The organism is Selenomonas sp. KH1T6 (assembly GCF_900108415.1).
Taxonomy (GTDB): domain Bacteria; phylum Bacillota; class Negativicutes; order Selenomonadales; family Selenomonadaceae; genus Selenomonas_B; species Selenomonas_B ruminantium_A.
Genome location: NZ_FNWN01000013.1, coordinates 1 through 16,764 on the forward strand (window position 1 = coordinate 1; position 16,764 = coordinate 16,764).

Annotated in this window: 16 protein-coding genes; 2 read left to right on the top strand and 14 right to left on the bottom strand. The window is 54.1% G+C overall.

The window, feature by feature from the left end; translation table 11 throughout:
- Positions 1 to 446 precede the first annotated feature (446 nt).
- Complete coding sequence (locus BLW59_RS09155; protein WP_029542666.1) at positions 447 to 842, top strand: RrF2 family transcriptional regulator; 396 nt, start codon at positions 447 to 449, stop codon at positions 840 to 842.
- A gap of 46 nt (positions 843 to 888) precedes the next feature.
- Here BLW59_RS09155 and sufU read toward each other — a convergent pair whose 3' ends face one another.
- The 14 genes from sufU to BLW59_RS09235 all read right to left on the bottom strand — a co-directional run bounded on the left by sufU (position 889) and on the right by BLW59_RS09235 (position 15,224).
- Positions 889 to 1,320 (bottom strand): Fe-S cluster assembly sulfur transfer protein SufU, encoded by a 432-nt coding sequence (gene sufU / locus BLW59_RS09160; RefSeq protein WP_074697551.1) that lies wholly within the window; start codon positions 1,318 to 1,320, stop codon positions 889 to 891.
- On the bottom strand, positions 1,313 to 2,536 hold the full coding sequence (locus BLW59_RS09165; RefSeq protein ID WP_074697552.1) for a cysteine desulfurase: 1,224 nt from the start codon (positions 2,534 to 2,536) through the stop codon (positions 1,313 to 1,315). The genes sufU and BLW59_RS09165 overlap by 8 nt, the downstream gene beginning before the upstream one ends.
- The gene (locus BLW59_RS09170) at positions 2,529 to 3,368 is read right to left on the bottom strand and encodes a SufB/SufD family protein (protein ID WP_029542661.1); all 840 of its coding nucleotides are present in this window, start codon (positions 3,366 to 3,368) and stop codon (positions 2,529 to 2,531) included. The genes BLW59_RS09165 and BLW59_RS09170 overlap by 8 nt, the downstream gene beginning before the upstream one ends.
- 4 nt (positions 3,369 to 3,372) lie before the next feature.
- Complete coding sequence (gene sufB, locus BLW59_RS09175) at positions 3,373 to 4,779, bottom strand: Fe-S cluster assembly protein SufB (protein ID WP_074697553.1); 1,407 nt, start codon at positions 4,777 to 4,779, stop codon at positions 3,373 to 3,375.
- 4 nt (positions 4,780 to 4,783) lie between these two features.
- Positions 4,784 to 5,536: a Fe-S cluster assembly ATPase SufC gene (gene sufC / locus BLW59_RS09180; RefSeq protein ID WP_074697554.1), complete on the bottom strand. Its 753-nt coding sequence runs from the start codon at positions 5,534 to 5,536 to the stop codon at positions 4,784 to 4,786.
- A 272-nt stretch (positions 5,537 to 5,808) separates the two neighbouring features.
- Complete coding sequence (gene cysK, locus BLW59_RS09190; protein ID WP_074697556.1) at positions 5,809 to 6,741, bottom strand: cysteine synthase A; 933 nt, start codon at positions 6,739 to 6,741, stop codon at positions 5,809 to 5,811.
- Between the two features lie 18 nt (positions 6,742 to 6,759).
- On the bottom strand, positions 6,760 to 8,040 hold the full coding sequence (locus tag BLW59_RS09195; RefSeq protein WP_074697557.1) for an O-acetylhomoserine aminocarboxypropyltransferase/cysteine synthase family protein: 1,281 nt from the start codon (positions 8,038 to 8,040) through the stop codon (positions 6,760 to 6,762).
- 183 nt (positions 8,041 to 8,223) lie between these two features.
- Positions 8,224 to 9,258 carry a sulfate ABC transporter substrate-binding protein gene (locus tag BLW59_RS09200; RefSeq protein WP_074697558.1) on the bottom strand — a complete coding sequence of 345 codons (1,035 nt, stop codon included), beginning with the start codon at positions 9,256 to 9,258 and terminating at the stop codon, positions 8,224 to 8,226.
- A gap of 161 nt (positions 9,259 to 9,419) precedes the next feature.
- Positions 9,420 to 10,319: a cache domain-containing protein gene (locus BLW59_RS09205; protein WP_175463401.1), complete on the bottom strand. Its 900-nt coding sequence runs from the start codon at positions 10,317 to 10,319 to the stop codon at positions 9,420 to 9,422.
- A gap of 703 nt (positions 10,320 to 11,022) precedes the next feature.
- A complete protein-coding gene (locus tag BLW59_RS09215) occupies positions 11,023 to 11,343 on the bottom strand; it encodes a YezD family protein (RefSeq protein WP_074697561.1) in 321 nt (106 codons plus the stop codon).
- 23 nt (positions 11,344 to 11,366) lie between these two features.
- On the bottom strand, positions 11,367 to 11,987 hold the full coding sequence (locus BLW59_RS09220) for a peptidase C39 (RefSeq protein WP_074697562.1): 621 nt from the start codon (positions 11,985 to 11,987) through the stop codon (positions 11,367 to 11,369).
- A gap of 21 nt (positions 11,988 to 12,008) precedes the next feature.
- Complete coding sequence (locus BLW59_RS09225) at positions 12,009 to 13,199, bottom strand: ATP-grasp domain-containing protein (RefSeq protein WP_074697563.1); 1,191 nt, start codon at positions 13,197 to 13,199, stop codon at positions 12,009 to 12,011.
- A 22-nt stretch (positions 13,200 to 13,221) separates the two neighbouring features.
- The gene (locus BLW59_RS09230) at positions 13,222 to 13,962 is read right to left on the bottom strand and encodes an esterase family protein (RefSeq protein ID WP_074697564.1); all 741 of its coding nucleotides are present in this window, start codon (positions 13,960 to 13,962) and stop codon (positions 13,222 to 13,224) included.
- An 89-nt stretch (positions 13,963 to 14,051) separates the two neighbouring features.
- Entirely contained in the window at positions 14,052 to 15,224 is a 1,173-nt protein-coding gene (locus tag BLW59_RS09235) for a M20 metallopeptidase family protein (protein ID WP_074697565.1), read from the bottom strand.
- Positions 15,225 to 15,497: 273 nt separating this feature from the next.
- On the opposite strand from BLW59_RS09235, the gene BLW59_RS09240 reads away from it, so the two are divergent.
- Entirely contained in the window at positions 15,498 to 16,742 is a 1,245-nt protein-coding gene (locus BLW59_RS09240; RefSeq protein ID WP_074697566.1) for a dicarboxylate/amino acid:cation symporter, read from the top strand.
- Positions 16,743 to 16,764 lie beyond the last annotated feature (22 nt).

The following is a 16,764-nucleotide window of genomic DNA, read 5'->3' on the forward strand; positions in this document are numbered from 1 at the left end:
CAGTTGCTATTCAGTATGGTTTCTTTATAACCATGCTTCATCTTTTCAGATGTGCAACCGATGTTTTGGTTCAAACTAAAAGTTTGACTAACATCTGGCTTGAAAACAAATTTGTTTTCGTTTGCATTGTTTAGTTTTCAAGGAACAACTTGATTTCTCAAGAGCCGCTCGCTTGAAGCGACTTGTTTATTTTATCTTGTCTCTTTCGGAGTGTCAAGCACTTTTTTGAATTTCTTTTTCAATATTTTTGCTGGCCAATCAAGGCTCTCTTTTATATTGTAGGAAACTCTTTCGTGCTTGCCGCTCCCGTTAGCGACTTGTATTATGATACACGTCTCGAAGGTGTTTGTCAACAACTTTTTTAAAAAAGTTACAGGATTATTTTTAAGCATTGCCAGCCTATTCACCCTAAGGTATAATAGGTAAAAACTGAAGGAGCTGATTACATGATTTCCACTCGTGGGCGCTATGCCCTGCGTGTCATGCTTGACCTGGCGGAGAACGACGAAGGAAAGTTCATCCCCCTGAAGGACATCGCCGCCCGGCAGGAGATTTCCAAGAAATACTTGGAGATCATCGTGAAGGATTTGGTGACAGGAGGCTTCCTGGTGGGAGCCAGCGGCAAAGGCGGCGGCTACAAGCTCTGCCGCAAGCCTGAGGAATACTCCGTGGGCGAGATCATCGAACTGATGGAAGGTTCCCTCTCCCCTGTGGCCTGCCTCAGCCGCAAGGACTTCGACTGTGCCCGCCAGGGCGGCTGCAAGACCCTCCCCCTCTGGACAGAGTACAATCAACTGGTGCATGACTTTTTCTATAATAAGAAGCTAACGGACCTGCTGTGAATCAAAAGAAGCTGCTTTCCACTCATCAAGGAAAGCAGCTTCTTTGTCATTTATTCTCCAGTGCTTCTCTCATCGTCCGCCACGCCAGCAGGGCGCACTTCACTCTGGCAGGCATATTGGCGATGTTCTTGAGGGCGATGGCCTCGTCCAAGTCTTCCAGTTCTTCCTCATCGGTGATTTCACGCTTGATCATGCCGATGAATTTCTCTGTCAGTCCCTTGGCCTCCTCCACGCTCTTGCCCCGCATGAGGTCAATCATGATGTCTGTGGAGGCCTGGGAGATGGCACAGCCGGCCCCGGTGAAAGCGGCATCTTTTACTTTGCCCTCCTCCACCTGCAGTTCCAGGGTTATCTCGTCGCCGCAGGAAGGGTTGTGGCCCTTCTGGCAGCAGGTAGCACACTGCAGGGGGTGCTTGTTTTCCTGGCAGCGGCTGTGCTCGGTGATGACTTCCGTGTAGATGGCTTCCAAATCATTCAAGGTGCATGACCCTCCTTACTTTGGTCAAGGCTTCCAGCCAGCGGTCAACATCCTCCCGGGTGTTGTAGAGGTAGAAGCTGGCCCGGCAGGTGGCATTCTGGCGCAGATACTTCATGAGGGGCTGGGCGCAGTGATGGCCCGCCCGCACAGCTACTCCCTGGCTGTCCAGGATGCTGGCCACATCGTGAGGGTGGACGTCCTTCACGTTGAAGGTGATGATGCCCGTCTTGTTCGCCCGCTTGCTATCGCAGCCGTAAAGCTCGATGAAGGGCATTTCCCTGAGCTTCGGCAGGGCGTAGTCCACCAAATCTTTTTCAATGGCCTCGATGCGGTCAAAGCCAATCTTCTCCAGATAGTCGATGGCGGCAGAAAGGCCTGCGGCACCGCCCACGTTCTGGGTGCCCGCCTCAAACTTGGAGGGCAGTTCGGCATAGGTGGTGCTTTGCTCTTCCACATACTCAATCATATCCCCGCCAAAAAGGAAGGGACTCATCTTATCCAAAATCTCATACTTGCCATAGAGCACGCCAATGCCCATGGGAGAGAGCATCTTGTGGCCGGAGAAGGCGAAGAAATCCGCATCCAGGTCCTGCACATCCACTTTCATGTGGGCCACGCTCTGGGAGCCGTCCACCACTACTGCCGCCCCCACGCTGTGGGCCTTCTGCACGATGGACTTCACATCATTCTTGAGGCCCAGGACATTGGAAACCTGGGTCACGGCCACTATCTTGGTACGCTCTGTGATCTTGGCAGCAATATCTTCCTGAGAGAGATTGCCGTCCTCCTCCAGGTAGATGTACTTGAGGGTTGCTCCCTTCGCCTTCGCCACATGCTGCCAGGGCACCAGATTGCTGTGATGCTCGGAGATGGTGATGACTATTTCATCCCCCTGTCCCACGTTGGCAAGGCCGTAGGAGTAAGCCACAAGGTTCAAGGCTTCCGTGGCATTCTTGGTGAAGATGATTTCCTCCGGGCGTTTGGCATTGATGAACTTCGCCGTCTTGGCCCGGGCATTCTCATAGATATCCGTAGCCTTCACCGACAGGGCATAGGCTCCCCGGTGGGGGTTGGCATTGCAGCCGCCGTAATAGCCGCAGATGGCCTGTATCACGGACTCAGGCTTCTGGGTGGTGGCACCGTTGTCCAGGTAGGCAATGCTGTTTGTCTTGTTGTTCAAAAGGGGAAAATCCCTCAGAAAATCCTGCTCACTCATGGGTAAGCCTCCCTTCCAGTTCCCTCGTCAAATCTTCCCGCAGGTCTGTGGAGAAGCGGTCCAGCACCGGCTGGAGGATAGCGGTGACCATCAGCCGCCTGGCCTCCTGAGGACTGAGGCCCCGGCTCATCAGATAAAAGAGCTTCTCCTCATCCATCTGACCTACGCTCACAGCATGGTGGCCGTCCACTTCGTCCTCGTGGGAAAGCATGAGAGGCACGCTGCGGTTCCGCACATCGTCGGACAGCAGCAGCACTTCCTCATTCTCCCGTCCCACGGAGCCTTTGGTGCCCTGCAGGAAATCCAGGGTGCCCCGGAAGATTTTCTCCGCCCCCGAAAGCAAAGCTCCCCGCACCTGCATATTGGCCTCGGTGCGGCGGCCCTGCTGGCGAATAATGTAGTTCATGTCCAGCTTGTTGGCTGAATCTCCCAAATAAAGAGCCCAGACATCAGCCTTGGCTTCTTTCCCTGAAAGTTCAACTTCCAATTCCGTTACAGCCTCTTTGCCCCCCAGGAAAGCCCCGGTATAGTTGAACCTTGCACCGTCCTTCACCGTGACCTTCACCTTGGTTGCCGAAGACTTGCCAGCATCCAGGAGCACTGCCTGCTCCAGGGTCAGGTCTGCCCAGGGTTCCAGTATGATATGCAATTCCTTGCTGCCAGCCGTTTCCTTGCGTGAGACTGTCCGCTTCTCCCCCGCCAGCAGCGTGATTTTCTTTATCTTGGTTTCCTTGCTACTGACCCCCGCCGGGACTTTCGCCTCGTTGACCCCCAGCCAGCGCCAGGTGGGCATGGGGATAGCGGAAAAGATCTCTTGTGATATTGCTTCCATTTCGTCACCCCATTGTCCCTTCTAATTCCAGATTAACAAGATTATTCATTTCCACCGCATACTCCAGCGGCAGTTCTTTGGCAATAGGCTCCACGAACCCTCTGACAATCATGGCCCTGGCCTCGTTTTCATCAATGCCCCTGCTCATCAGGTAGAAGATGGCCTCGTCGCTGATGCGGCCAATCTTGGCCTCGTGGCCGATATTGGCTTCCTTGCCCTCAATGTCCATGACAGGCAGGGTATCGCTTCTCGATTCATCGTCCAGCATCAGGGACTCGCAGTTCACTGAGCACTTGGCGTAAGGAGCATTTTTCGTCACCTTCACGGCGCTTCTATAGGTGGCAGCGCCGCCGGCCTTGGAAATGGTGCGGGTGTTGATATTGGCGGAGGTATGGGGTGCGGCGTGTATGACGCTGGCCCCTGTGTCCAGATTCTGGCCTTTGGAAGCAAAGGTCACTCCCGTGAACTCGCAGCGCGCGTTCTCCCCGTGGAGCACGCTGCAGGGATAGAGGCAGGAAATATGGGAGCCGAAGGAACCGCTGACCCACTCAATCAGGCCGTCCTTCTCCACCAGGGCCCGCTTGGTGTTCAGGTTCATCATGTTGCGGCTCCAGTTCTCAATGGTGGAGTAGCGGAGCCTGGCCCCTTCCTTCACAAAGAGCTCCACGCAGCCTGCATGGAGGTTGGTGACATTGTGCCTTGGCGCAGAGCAGCCCTCGATAAAATGGAGCCCTGCCCCTTTTTCTACAATAATGAGGGTATGCTCGAACTGCCCTGCTCCCGCCGCATTCAGCCGGAAGTAGGACTGCAGGGGAATCTCCACCTGCACCCCCTCGGGCACGTAGACGAAGGAACCGCCGGACCACACCGCCCCATGGAGGGCAGCGAACTTGTGGTCTTTGGGAGGCACCAGGGTCATGAAGTATTCTTTGACAATCTCCTCATGCTCCCGCAGGGCCGTCTCCATATCAGTGTAGATGACCCCCTGCTTCACCAGATCCTCCTGAATGGAGTGGTAAACCACCTCGGAGTCATACTGGGCGCCCACGCCCCCCAGGGATTTCTGCTCTGCCTCGGGGATGCCCAGGCGGTCAAAGGTATCCTTGATATCCTCAGGCACCTGCTGCCAATCCCCGGTCATCTTGGCATCCGGCTGGACGTAGGTGACAATCTCATCCATATCCAGCTCGGAAATATCCGGCCCCCAGGCCGGCAGGGAAAGGCTGTTGTAAACTGCCAAAGATTTCAAGCGGAACTGAAGCATCCAATCAGGGTCGTTCTTCCTCTGGGAAATATCCCTGATAATCTCCTCCGTAAGGCCTGACTTGGACTTATAGAGGCTATGGTCAACATCCTTGATATCGTAGAGGGCACGCTCGATGTCCTCCACATAAGTCTTTTTCTTTCCCATCAGCTCACCCCTCCGCATCCAGCAGATGGGTGAAGCCGTGGTCATTCACAGAGGCAATCAGCTCAGGGCCGCCTTCCTCTATGACCTTGCCTTCCATCAGCACATGCACCTTGTCCACCTTCAGCTTCTCCAGAATGCGGGTGTTGTGGGTGATGATCAGCACGGAGCTGTCGGGATTCTCCTGCTGGAAACGCGCCACCCCGGCGGAAACCACCTGCACCGCATCCACATCAAGTCCTGAATCAGTCTCGTCAAGGAGCGCCAGCTTCGGTGAGAGCATCAGGAGCTGCAGTATCTCCGCCCGCTTCTTCTCGCCGCCGGAAAAGCCCACATTGAGATAGCGCTGGGCATACTCGGGGGACATCTGCAATTCTTCCATGGCAGCCTTCAAGGCTTTGCGGAAGGGCAGGAGTTTCACCTTCTCCCCGGTGACGGCCTGCTTCGCCGTGCGGATCATGTTTTCAAGGGTGATGCCCGGTATCTCCTCCGGAGACTGGAAGGACAGGAACAGCCCCGCCCTTGCCCGCTCGTAGGCAGCCTTCTCCAGCAGGTCCTCGCCTTCGAATTCAATCGCGCCCTCAGTCACCTGATACTTAGGATGTCCCAGCAGCACGTTCATCAAAGTGGACTTGCCGGAGCCATTGGGCCCCAACAGCACGTGTACCTCGCCCCTGCCCAGGCTAAGGTCAATGCCCTTCAAGATTTCCTTGTCTTCCACCCCCGCCCGGAGGTTCTTTATCGTCAAAAGCTCTGCCATAATGCTCTCCTTTTTTCTCTGCTTATAAGGCCATTGTTCCAGCTTTGTCGATAGACAAAGCTTCCTCTTGGCCTTTCAACGAGGCGGGAGATATTAACTCGCCGCCTGTTAGTAAGTTACCGCCCCCACTTATAGAAGTGGGGGACATCTTGTACTCGTTATAAACCCAATAAACTAGTAGGTAATAGTTGTTTACAATTTTATAGGGTATAGAGGGAAATGTCAAGAAAAAAAGCCTCCCCAAAAGGGAAGGCTCATAGGTAAGGCTGCAATCACTCGCTGAACAGTTCCGTGGACAGATACCTGTCGCCGGTGTCTGGCAGCAGGACTACGATGTTCTTGCCTGCGAACTCCGGACGCTTGGCCAGCTGCACGGCGGCAGCCAGAGCGGCGCCGGAGCTGATGCCTACCAGCACACCCTCGCTGTGGGCGAACTGGCGGCCGTATTTGAAGGCGTCCTCATTGGCGATGGGCAGCACTTCGTCATAAACTTTCTGGTCCAGGGTCTCCGGCACAAAGCCTGCACCGATACCCTGAATCTTGTGGGGGCCTGCCGTGCCCTTGCTGAGCACAGGAGAGGTCTCCGGCTCCACAGCTGCCACATGGACATCAGCCTTCTGCTTCTTGAGGTAACGGCCTACACCAGTAAGGGTGCCGCCGGTGCCTACACCTGCCACGAAAGCATCGACCTTGCCATCTGCATCCTGCCAGATCTCCGGGCCAGTGGTGGCTTCATGGATGGCAGGGTTAGCCTGATTGGTGAACTGGGAGGGAATAAAGGCATTAGGAGTCTCCTTTGCCAGTTCCTCAGCCTTGGCAATGGCCCCCTTCATGCCCTTGGCGCCGTCGGTCAGGACTATCTGGGCGCCATAGGCTTTCAGAAGATTCCTGCGCTCTACGCTCATGGTCTCCGGCATGGTGAGGATGGCCTTGTAGCCCCGGGCGGCAGCAAAGCTGGCCAGGCCGATGCCCGTGTTGCCGCTGGTGGGCTCGATGATGACCGTGTCCTTGTTGATCTTGCCCTCTTTCTCTGCCTGCTCTATCATGGCCTTGGCAATGCGGTCTTTCACGCTGCCGGCAGGATTGAGATATTCAAGTTTCACCAGGATATTGGCCTTGAGGTCATTTGCTTTGATGAAGTTATTGGCTTTCAAAAGCGGAGTGCCGCCAATCAGCTCTGCCACGCTTTCATAGATTTTTGCCATTATATGTACGCCTCCTCTTTAGACGGCTGCAAAGCCGTTCTCCAGGTCTGCGATGATGTCGTCGATATGCTCTGTGCCGATGGACAGGCGGATGGTGCTCTGGCTGATGCCCTGGTCGGCCAGTTCCTCATCGGTGAGCTGGCTGTGGGTGGTGGAAGCCGGATGGATTACCAGGCTCTTGACGTCAGCCACATTGGCCAGCAGGGAGAAGATCTTCAGGTTGTCGATGAACTTCCAGGCTGCTTCTTTGCCTCCCTTGATTTCAAAGGTGAAGATGGAAGCGCCGCCATTGGGGAAGTACTTCTCATAGAGGGCATGGTCCGGATGGTCCGGCAGGGAAGGATGGTTCACCTTGGCTACCTTGGGGTGCCTCTCCAGGAACTCCACCACCTTCTTGGTGTTCTCCGCATGGCGCTCCAGGCGCAGGGAGAGAGTTTCCACGCCCTGCAGGAGCAGGAAGGCGTTGAAGGGGGAGATAGCCCCTCCCAGGTCACGCAGCAGGATGGCCCGCACATAGGTCACAAAGGCAGCAGGGCCGGCCACATCGACGAAGGAAACGCCGTGATAGCTGGGATTCGGCTCGGCAATGCCGGGGTATTTGCCACTCTTCTTCCAGTCAAAGGTGCCGCCGTCCACTATAACACCGCCCAGCGTAGTGCCATGGCCGCCGATGAACTTGGTAGCAGAGTGCACCACGATGTCTGCGCCATGCTCGATGGGACGGATGAGATACGGGGTCCCGAAAGTGTTGTCAATCACCAGGGGCAGGCCGTGCTTGTGAGCGATTTCTGCGATAGCGTCAATGTTGGGAATATCGCTGTTGGGGTTGCCCAAAGTTTCCAGATAGATGGCGCGGGTGTTTTCCTTGATGGCACCCTCAACCTCAGCCAGGTTATGTGCATCCACGAAAGTGGCTTCCACGCCGAAATCCGTCAGGGTGTGAGCCAGGAGGTTGTAAGTTCCGCCGTAGATGGTCTTCTGGGCTACGATGTGACCGCCCTTGGCAGCCAGAGCCTGAATGGTGTAAGTGATGGCAGCCGCGCCAGAGGCTACGGCAAGAGCTGCGGTGCCCCCCTCCAAAGCTGCAATGCGCTTTTCCAACACATCCTGGGTGCTGTTGGTCAGTCTGCCGTAAATGTTGCCTGCATCTTTCAAGTCAAAGCGGTCAGCGGCGTGCTGGCTATTGCGGAAAACGTAGGAAGTAGTCTGGTAAATAGGAACCGCACGGGCATCAGTTGCCGGATCCGGCTGTTCCTGTCCTACGTGAAGCTGCAAGGTTTCAAATTTGTACTGGCTCATAGTAAAATCCCCTTTCATTCTGCAAAAAGAGGCTCCAAAAGCGCTCCCTTCGATAGGGTCTTGCTTCTGGAGCCTCCAATTTTTTTGGTCAGCTCAACTTAAATTGTAAGAAGATGTCAGTTATCTCTGACATGTCCTTATGTTACACTATTACACCCTGTATGTCAATAGGTTTTTATCATTTTATCTGCGATAAATCTGGTCAAAGGTGCCGCCGCTGGCAAAGTGCTTTTCATAAGCCTTATCCCAGCCGCCAAAAGCCTCGTCCACCGTGACGAGATTCAGCTCCGGGAAATTCGACCTGTATTTGGCAAAAACCTGCATATTGCGGGGACGGTAGAAATTCTTCGCAGCAATCTCCTGACCGGGCAGGGAATACAGGTATTGGATATACTCCTCTGCTATCTCCCGGGTGCCCTTCTTGTCAACTACAGCATCCACCACCGCCACGCTGGGCTCTGCCAGGATGGAGACAGAAGGCCTCACGATTTCAAAATCTGGATAGGCGTTCACCGCTGCCAGGGCCTCATTTTCCCAGTCAATGAGCACATCCCCCTTGCCCAGGTCTATGAAAGTCTTGGTGGCGCCGCGGGCGCCGTCATCCAGGGACACCACATTTTTGTAGAGTTCCCGCATAAAATCCTTGATCCTGCCTTCATCGCCTTCACTCTTCCAGCTGGCGTACTCCCAGGCCGCCAGATAACTCCAACGGGCAGCGCCGGAGGTCTTGGGGTTCGGCGTGACGATTTCCACGCCAGGCCAGATCAGATCGTCCCAGTCCCGGATGTTCTGGGGATTCCCCTTCCTCACCAAAAACACGATGGTAGAGGTGTAGGGGGCTGAGTTATCCGGGAACTTCTTGCTCCAGTCCTTGTCAATCAGCCCCGCCCTGGCTATCTCATCTACATCATAAGCCAGAGCCAGAGTCACCACATCAGCTTTCGTGCCGCCAATGACAGAACGGGCCTGCATGCTTGAGCCGGCATTGGAGTGATTGAAATCCACCTCCTGCCCCGTCTGCTGCTTCCATCTCTCACCAAAAACATGATCAAACTCGGCGTACAGCTCGCGGGTAGGGTCGTAAGAAACATTCAGGAACTCCGCCTTCGCCCTTGAACTGCCCTTGTCAGAGGTCTGTTCTCCTATACAGCCGGAGAAAAGCCCCGCCGCTGCAAAGATTCCCAAGGCAACCCCTGCCTTCAGCCACCATTTCACCATCAGCACCCCCAGTAAAGACTTTCTTGTTTACTTCTAGGAAACAGGTCATCTTTCCTGCCGGGACGCGGCACAAGCAAGAGAAAATATGCTCAGCCACCAAATGCCCTACAGTCCCGTAGTCGGAGTACAACACAATCATGTAGCTGCATTTTTCCACAATTTTATTGGGGGCGCAGTATTTGAGCTACTGCTATCTTGATGAGTATGATCATCGCCAGAGAAAGAACAGCTAAAGTGACGGCCACCCTTATGCTCTGCCTTTGCCAGTCAGCATCCAGTTCCTCCACCGGGACAGCCAGATTCAGGCGCATGCCGTTACTTAGTTCGAACCAGACAGCCTCCTTTTCCACCCCTTCATAGGTGTAATGGACGAACTTGCTATTACTCAGGATGCCGTTGGGCACTGCAGGCTTCTCGTCCAAAGTGGCTATATCCATCTTAGGGTGGTAGACGAGTTTTCCTTCTTCATCATTGATAAAGGCATAGCCTTTGTCGTACAACCTTATGCTGCCGACTATATTCGCCATTTCAGAGTAATCTATCTCTATGCCGATGACCCCTACAAATTGCCCCTGATAATACACAGGCACGTTGTAGGAAATCACTTCCGCCCCCAGATTTTCTGTTATATAAGGCGGCAGCCATACAGCCTTGCCGATATTCTTGGGTACAGTGAACCACACCAATTTAGAAGTATCCCTGGTATCATAGAGGGAAATATCCGTCACCTCGTGCTCCCTTACCCCTTCCGGACCGCGCACATACCAAAAGCCCTTGACCGTACGGGAGACTTCGGGATCTATGCGATAATAATAAGTCAAGATACTGCTGGTCTTGCTGGACATTTTATTGAAAATGTCCCTGACCCGGATGAGATGGGCCTGAAGTTTCGCATCATCCAGACCGTCCAAATCTGATTGCACAAAGGTCGAAACCATGAACACCGACTGCTCCACGCTTTTGAGTTCATTGTCCAGTTTCTCCTGCCCCGTCTTGCACTCCAAGAGCATCAGCTTTTGCGCATCCCTACTGACCGTCTCTCTCAAGGTGATTGCACTCATAGCACCAGCGGCCCCCGCAACCACAAGTAAGGCACACACCAGCAATGCTATCAACTTTGATTTAACAGAAAGCATACCAGCACCTCCCATATATAATTCTGCTGAGCAGTGGATAAAATCAGCTACTCCGTATCTATAACGAGTACAAGATGTCCCCCACTTCTATAAGTGGGGGCGGCAAACTACTAACAGGCGGCGAGTTAATATCTCCCGCCTCGTTGAAAGGCCAAGAGGAAGCTTTGTCTATCGACAAAGCTGGAACAATGGCCTTATAAAAAAATATGAACAGGACAACATTTCAGCCGACAGCCGAAACGTTGTCCTGTTCATAGTAGATAGGCACAGATATTCCGTTTATTGATGATTGTCCAATCTGCATGCAACGATGTGCACAGGGGGGGGGGCAATAAATTCTATGGAGCAAAGCGACTCTATGTATTTATCCATAAATCGTTCCTCCCCATCATTATAACGCCGTTGTTCCAGTTTTGCCGTAGGCAAAACTTCCTCTTGGCGTTTCAACGAGGCGGGAGATATGTGCTCACCGCCTGTTATGATATTCGCCCCCCCACCTGCAGAGGTGGGGGACATCTTCTTCCTCGTTATAAGTAATTTTTAAGAATTATATATTTTAGTTCGCCATGAAAAGCCAAAAACCTCCCATGCATTAAAAAAATAACGCACGAGAGGTTGTCCAATCATGTCAGATCCCGTCTCCGTCCATAAACCGCTGCTTCTCCAGACGGTCAAAATGAGTAATCGTGCCCTGCTTCACCACGATAGCCAGGCGGCCGTAGTAAAGGCTGGCCAGCTCACGCTTGATGGTGGCCCGCAGGTTCTTTTCCGTCTCTGAGGTCCAGGGGTGGGGCTTGGCAAGGCCTGTCCAGGGATGTACCCGCATCTTCTCCGTGCGCTCCACCTGGATGAGGACGCCGTTCTGGGCAATGATAACCACTTCCCCGAAGTAAAGCTCACGCAGGAGCTCCATAATATAGCTCAAAACTTCTGCAGGTACATCTTTCATATTCTTCTCCCCTAAATCAGAAATTAGATGAAATACTCAATGGTGCGCTCAGGTGTGCGCTTGGTGCGGGTGTCGAAGATGAGCACTGCCTCCCTTTCCTCCACCGCCCCCAGGGCGTAGGGCAGCTCACCTGCCCGGTTGAAGCAGCTGACGGGCACAATGCGGTTGTACTCCCTGGGATGCTGAAAGTCGCACTCAATGCCCTCCCCGAAGGGCAATTCCTCCATATAGTAGGGGTCAAAAAGGAAAATCCTCTCTCCTTCTTTCCCTGTGAGCAGCACATAGTGCTTGCCATCCATATAGAGGCGCATGACCACCGCACCTCCCCGGCAGAGGGCATCGTCTATGAGGCTTTCATTGCCCAGATAAACCGACCTGCCGGAAAGATAATGGCACTCGATGGGCAGGAGCCCTGCCTTCCCCACCCCGCAGAGCCAGCGGGAGAGGAACATCATGGCCATGCGGGAGGTGCCGCTCTTGCCCATGACTCCCCCCTTGCCATAGCAGTCCAGGGAATAGAGCATGATGTTCCTGAGGATTTCCGGCTGCACTTCCTCCCGCTCAAAGAGATATGATATACCATTGAGCAATGAAGTGGGGCCGCAGTCGTATTCAGAAACCTGGTAACGCAGGGGATTTTTCATAGGCGACTCACCTCAACAATTTCAGACCTGTTCCTGCACGAAGCGGATGAACTCCATAGTAGCCTCGTAATCCGGCACCCTGGCTGTATACATCTGGTTGCCCATCTGGGGCACCATCATCTCCGGCATGCGCTCGCACATGACGATGGCCTCGCCGTAGCGCTCAAGAATCTCCTCATGGCTGTGGGCATAGTTGTGGCAGTCACGGCGGCTGGCGTAAACGCAGTAGCAATGCTCGCCGCTGTCCGGCAGTTTCCTCACGTTATCCGTCACCATGTCTGCCCAAATCTGGTACACATCCGTGGAGTGGGCGAAGTCAATCATATCCGGCGTGTAGCCACCTGCGGGACGCATGTTGACCTCCAGACCCACGAAGTCGCCTACCTCACCCAGGCCCTGCTTGGCCTTAGTCAGGCGGAAGAATTCCAGATGCACGAAGCGGCTCTTGACCCCAAAAGACTTCACCGTGGCCCGGCCCATCTGCTTCAGGGCCTCAGGGGCATGGTCAACCGTATAATAGGAAAGATCCAGCTGCTGAATCACAATATCCATGACTGAAGGAGGCCAGACGGTCATGGACTCCAGCAGGGGATTGCCCTCATTGTCCAGGATCGCATCATAGGAGCAGATATCTCCCGTGATGAAATCCTCCATCACATAGGGAGCATCGGGCTTATTGGCAAAGAAGCGGCCCAGGTCCTCGTCATTTTCCAGCTTGAAGGTGTCCGTGGCCCCCACTCCGGTGTCCGGCTTCACGATGACAGGATAACCCACCTGGCCGATGAAAGCCCTGGCCGCCTCGTAATCTGTGACTTTTGCCAGACGGGCCGTGGGCACTCCGGCCTTGGCGTAATATTCCTTCATGGCAGATTTGTGCTTGATGCGGCCGATATTTGCGTACTGCTCTCCCGTGGTGATGTGGAAGTCCGTCCGCAGGCGGGCATCCTGCTCCAGCCAGAACTCATTGTTGGATTCCAGCCAGTCAATCTTCCCATACTTGAAAGAGAAGAAGGCTACTGCCCGGAACACTGCATCATAGTCGGAGAGCTCCGGCACGAAGTAGTATTCCGTCAGGGCTTCCTTCAGTTCCTCGGCCAGGTCATCATAGGGAGTGTCCCCAATACCCAGCACCGTGACCCCGTTCTTGTGCAGGCGGTCACAGAAGTTGGCGTAATGCTTGGGAAACTGGGGAGAGATATACACAAAATTCATCAGTCACAAACCTCCAAAATAATCAATGCACAAAGCGGGGCAGGAAATAGCGGATCTGCTGCTTCCACCAGCGCCAGTCATGCTCCACATCAAAGCCCCAGAAATCCACAGTGCCATTGATGCCCTTGGCCTCGAAGATGTCCCGCATGATGGCGGTGGTGCGGCGTCCCTCGTCCTCCCAGGCTCCCTGGCCCACACAGAGAACCACGGGCTTCTCATTGTATTGCCTGATGTAGGGGTGATTGCCATCCATATTGGAAAGGAAATCTATGGGAGAGTTGTCGTAAAGGGTGGGGTTCAGCCAGCCGTCAAAGAAGAATTTGGCATCATAGACCCCGGAGAGGGACAGCATGCCGGAGAATAATTCCGGGCGGCGCAGGAAGACGATGGCGGCGTGCATGCCCCCCAGGCTGCAGCCAGCAGCCACAGGCAGCTGGCCGGAATTATTCCGCTCCCTGATGAGGGGCAGCACCTCGTCGATGATATAGCGGTAATAGGCTTCCTGATGGCCGGCCCGCCAGTCTTTGTCCCCCCAGACATTGGACCAGGTCTTGGCATCCACCGTGTCCACGCAGAAAAGCTGAATGCGTCCCTGGTCCAGATAGTCAGCCAGGGTATCAATCATGCCGAAGTTCTCAAAGTTATCGCACATGGCGTCCTGGGTGGGGAACACCAAAATGGGAGTTCCGCCCTGGCCGTAGATACGGATGCGCATATCGTGCTGCAGATTATGGCTGAAGTGAGCGAATTCGTGTTTTTCCATGGTGAAAGCCTCCTCGTATGGTCACATAACATAATTCCATAGTGGATTAGTAGGTTTTGTTATACCTTAACATACGGTGTGTAAAGATGTCAACTAACAGAATACTTTTGTAAAAAGGCCAGAGCATAATTGATATGCAAATCTGCGGCAATGTCCACGGCTTCTTCCGCCGGAGCCAGCTTTTCGTTATGTAGCACTTTAGCCGAAGCTGAGCCTTCCTGCCATACGCCCACATGGGCATAGGCTCCCTGGCTTTCCTGCAGGAATTCGGAAAAATCATCCCCGGCAAAGCCGAAGACTGGCTGCTCAGAAAGCTGCACCTTGACCTCTCCCAGCAGGGAAGCCGCCACCCGGGCCACTTCCTGCCGGGCAGTCTCATCATTGAGCAGGGCTTTGGCAAAGCATTCATATTCGCAGAGCACCTGCACGCCGTAGATGAGCTCCACGCTGTCGGCCAGCTCCCCAATCTTTTCCTTGAGCCGGCTGCGGCTGTCTTCGGAAAAGGTTCGGATGCTGCCTTCAATGACGGCGCTGTCAGCCACAATGTTGTAAGAAGTGCCTGCCTTGAAGGTGCCAATGCCGATATTGATTGGTTCTGCAGGGGGCAACAGCCTGCCGGGCAGCTTGGCAATCTCCCCCACCAGCGTTGCTCCGGCTTGCAGAGCATCATTTCCCAAATGTGGCTTGGAGGTATGAGCTTTCCTGCCCTTAATGGTGAGGCGGAAAAAATCGCAGGAGGCCGCGTCCTCTTTCCGGGACAGCACCACCGTGCCCACAGGCACATCCGGGGCGATATGCACGCCGAAAGCCCTGTCATAGCCCCTGGTCAGCCCCAGTTCCTGGAAATACCGGGCACCATGGCCCTTCTCCTCGGCCTGCTGGAAGGCCAGCAGCACCGTGCCGGAAAACTCCTCCCGGACCTCCGCCAGCTTCTTGGCCGCCGCCAGCAACGCCGCCGCATGGATATCATGGCCGCAGGCGTGCATGACGCCGGGATTCACCGACTTGTAGGGAAGGTCTGTCTGTTCTTCCAAAGGCAGGGCATCTATATCCGCCCGCAGCAGGATTTTCCTGCCATTGTCAGACCTCCCCCGTATCCAGCCGTAAGTTCCTGTCTCCCCCACCGTCCTGTATTCTATGCCAAATTCCGTCAGCTTTTCCCTGATATACTTTGCGGTCCCGTATTCCTGCAAGCTGAGTTCCGGATGCTGATGGAAATACCTCCGGCTTGCCCTGGCAAAATCACTGTCACAATGCAACATCCCCGCCACCTCCGACATATACGAAAAAAGGTTTTGCACAGAACTGTCTCTATGCAAAACCTCCGGTTATCCAGTCAGTTTTCCCGCCCTTCTGGCGATGGGTTAATGTTACACTATTACACCTATCATGTCAATGGGTATTTTTTATCTATACAAATTGACACCTGTCCTAAAGGGGGTATATACTCTTATTACCGCAAAACTCTGTAGCTGCTATGTTTTGCATAGTCATGTCTTTTTATGTTATTCATCTGTATTTATTTAGGAGGCATTATGAAGAAAGCAAATCTAGCGACACAGGTGCTGATTGCCTTTGTCATCGGCACCTCCCTCGGCATCATCTTTCAGAAAGATATCCTTTTCCTGCAGCCCGTAGGCGATATCTTCCTGCGCCTGATCCAAATGATTGTCATCCCCTTGATTTTCTTTTCCATCATCGGCGGCATCGCCAATATCGGGGACATCAGCAAACTCAGGCGCATTGGCTCCAAGGTAGTGGGCTTCTATGTCATCACCACCATCCTTTCCACCATCATCGGTCTGGCCGTAGCCAACCTCATGCAGCCCGGCAAAGGCTTCAGCGCCGAACAGATTGTCACCGGGGGAGAACCCATCAAGGAAGCTGCCCCCATGACCGTAGGCGGCACCCTTCTGAGCATGATTCCCGACAATCCGCTGCACGCTCTCAGTGAGGGCAACATCATGCAGGTCATTGTCTTTGCCGCTTTCCTCGGCATCGTCATGACTGTCCTTGGGGATAAGGTCAGCACCGTGAAGAAGTTCGTGGAAGAGGGCACCCTCATCATGTTCAAGCTCACCGACCTTGTCATGATGACCACGCCTTTCGGCGTGATGGCTTTGGCAGCCTGCAGCATCGGCGAATATGGCACGGCTATGTTCAGTGCCCTGGGCATGTTCATCCTGACCCATTATGTGGGGGCCTTTTCCGTCATCATTCTCTTATACCTGTTCATCATCAAAGCGATTGCCAGGATTCCCCTGACGGAATTCTTCCGCAAGCTCACCAGCATCTGGCTGGTGGCCTTCAGCACCACCAGCAGTTCTGGCACCCTGCCGGTCAGTCTCAAGGTCACAGAGGAGGAGTTCCACGTCAAAAGCGAGCTGGCCTCCTTCTCCCTGCCCCTGGGAGCCACCATCAACATGAACGGCATTGCCGTCTATTACGCCGTCACCATCATCTTTGTTTCCCAGATTTACGGTGTTGACCTCACTCTGGGACAGCAGGCCATGTTCATTTTCCTGACCACCCTGATTTCCATCGGCACCCCGGGCATACCCGCCAGTGGCATCGTGCTTTCCATCATGCTGCTGAACACCATGGGCCTGCCCACGGCCATCATGGGCATGATTGTGGGCATCTTCCGCCCCATTGACATGATCCACACCGCCCTTAACGTAACCGGCGATGTAGTAAGCACCCTGGCCGTAGCCCGCATGGAGGATATGTACCAGGAAGAAGATGAAGCCAACGCACCGCAGGTCACCCTGGCACCCTAATGCAGCACAGCAGACAGCAAAA

What these genes read in the sequence shown, in the direction of transcription:
- BLW59_RS09240 (WP_074697566.1), top strand. Translation starts at nt 15,498, where the DNA reads ATGAAGAAAGCAAATCTAGCGACACAGGTGCTGATTGCCTTTGTCATC.
- BLW59_RS09155 (WP_029542666.1), top strand. Translation starts at nt 447, where the DNA reads ATGATTTCCACTCGTGGGCGCTATGCCCTGCGTGTCATGCTTGACCTG.
- sufB (WP_074697553.1), bottom strand. Translation starts at nt 4,779, where the DNA reads ATGGGAAAGAAAAAGACTTATGTGGAGGACATCGAGCGTGCCCTCTAC.
- BLW59_RS09205 (WP_175463401.1), bottom strand. Translation starts at nt 10,319, where the DNA reads ATGAGTGCAATCACCTTGAGAGAGACGGTCAGTAGGGATGCGCAAAAG.
- BLW59_RS09195 (WP_074697557.1), bottom strand. Translation starts at nt 8,040, where the DNA reads ATGAGCCAGTACAAATTTGAAACCTTGCAGCTTCACGTAGGACAGGAA.
- BLW59_RS09170 (WP_029542661.1), bottom strand. Translation starts at nt 3,368, where the DNA reads ATGGAAGCAATATCACAAGAGATCTTTTCCGCTATCCCCATGCCCACC.
- sufC (WP_074697554.1), bottom strand. Translation starts at nt 5,536, where the DNA reads ATGGCAGAGCTTTTGACGATAAAGAACCTCCGGGCGGGGGTGGAAGAC.
- BLW59_RS09220 (WP_074697562.1), bottom strand. Translation starts at nt 11,987, where the DNA reads ATGAAAAATCCCCTGCGTTACCAGGTTTCTGAATACGACTGCGGCCCC.
- BLW59_RS09235 (WP_074697565.1), bottom strand. Translation starts at nt 15,224, where the DNA reads ATGTTGCATTGTGACAGTGATTTTGCCAGGGCAAGCCGGAGGTATTTC.
- BLW59_RS09215 (WP_074697561.1), bottom strand. Translation starts at nt 11,343, where the DNA reads ATGAAAGATGTACCTGCAGAAGTTTTGAGCTATATTATGGAGCTCCTG.
- BLW59_RS09230 (WP_074697564.1), bottom strand. Translation starts at nt 13,962, where the DNA reads ATGGAAAAACACGAATTCGCTCACTTCAGCCATAATCTGCAGCACGAT.
- cysK (WP_074697556.1), bottom strand. Translation starts at nt 6,741, where the DNA reads ATGGCAAAAATCTATGAAAGCGTGGCAGAGCTGATTGGCGGCACTCCG.
- BLW59_RS09165 (WP_074697552.1), bottom strand. Translation starts at nt 2,536, where the DNA reads ATGAGTGAGCAGGATTTTCTGAGGGATTTTCCCCTTTTGAACAACAAG.
- BLW59_RS09200 (WP_074697558.1), bottom strand. Translation starts at nt 9,258, where the DNA reads ATGGTGAAATGGTGGCTGAAGGCAGGGGTTGCCTTGGGAATCTTTGCA.
- BLW59_RS09225 (WP_074697563.1), bottom strand. Translation starts at nt 13,199, where the DNA reads ATGAATTTTGTGTATATCTCTCCCCAGTTTCCCAAGCATTACGCCAAC.